This window comes from Clostridium puniceum (assembly GCF_002006345.1).
GTDB lineage: Bacteria > Bacillota > Clostridia > Clostridiales > Clostridiaceae > Clostridium > Clostridium puniceum.
In genome coordinates this window covers 1-1,355 of the sequence record NZ_LZZM01000103.1, presented here as the reverse complement: position 1 = coordinate 1,355, position 1,355 = coordinate 1, and the positions used below count along the sequence as shown (strand labels likewise).

At 28.3% G+C, this 1,355-nt stretch carries 2 rRNA genes; both read right to left on the bottom strand.

Annotated features, from left to right (window positions below):
• Positions 1 to 996: 996 nt before the first annotated feature.
• A 5S ribosomal RNA gene (gene rrf / locus CLPUN_RS08135) occupies positions 997 to 1,113 on the bottom strand.
• 133 nt (positions 1,114 to 1,246) lie between these two features.
• Positions 1,247 to 1,355 (bottom strand): 23S ribosomal RNA (locus tag CLPUN_RS08130); the annotation flags it as partial.

Genomic DNA, 1,355 nt, shown 5'->3' with positions numbered 1-1,355 from the left:
ATATATTTACAAAGCTGCCGCAAGCGGTACGCCGATAGAAGAAATTTTTGAGTCATTAAAAATAGCCTAAGAATCTGTTTTTTTTATTCAACTGTAAAATTATTCAAGTAAAAATGCACTATTATAGTATAAAAATTTTTATTTGAATCTCATTTTGAGCTTCCCAAAATTTTTTTCAATGTCTCTATAAATATTTCTCCTAAATAATATCCTTATCACTTTATAAAATGGTATTGTATTTCATATATAATATTAATTTTAACAAATGAGAAATTATCTACTTTATATCAATTATTATCATTTGCATTTAAATATACTTTAACTTTATATTTTCCGTTAGTCACATTTATATCTGAAATAGTAATTTCTATCAATCCACTAATGCTTCTACTTTATTCAATGATCTTTTGCTAACAACCGAAGTTTTTAGCAAAAATTTGACATGTACTTTGTCTACAACTACTTTTAACTCAAGCTTTTAATGTATATGTTCATTAGTAAGTCCTGTTATATTTTAATACATACTATCTTTATAAGTTGTTATATAAGATTGCTACATACAAAAGTTTATTGAATGTGCTCCTGAAGCATTACTATTAGGACTTATGTTTAATAAATTAGTCTAATTAGTTCATACTGTGAAGGTGTTCGATGTAACTCTATCTGCTTCGAAATTTGGATTTAATATATAATTACTTCAATAACCTACACAAAAAAATCATTATTAGGTCTATCACATGTATCAAAAAGCTCTCTATCACCTGTATTCACACTATATTATGTAATAAAATATATACTTCTTTGTGTTACTATCATAAACTATACCTACACATCCAACCAATTTGTAGCTCTATTATCATCTAATTATTCCAAAATAAATACATTATTTCCAAACTTCCAATTAGCCAAATCTTTGGAAGAATAACAGGTCACCGCATTTTAAATAATTTATTGCAAAATAAAAAAAGATAGCTATAATAACTATCTTTTTTGTTTACCTCGCAACGTCCTACTCTGCCACACAGTCACCCGTGCAGTACCATCGGCGCTATAGACCTTAACTGTCCTGTTCGGAATGGGAAGGAGTGTTACCTCTATGCCATCATCACAAGATATTAGTTTTTCTCAAATCTATGATTGATCGAAAAACTTATATAAATCACGCTAGTGATTTATATTTCTTTGAAAGATTATTCTTTCAAAATTGCACATAACTTTCAATGTATACTTACAACTTGATTATATATTGGTCAAGCCCTCGACCTATTAGTATCAGTCAGCTAAATATGTTACCATACTTACACCTCTGACCTATCAACCTTGTAGTCTTCAAGGGGTCTTACTAGCTTATGCTA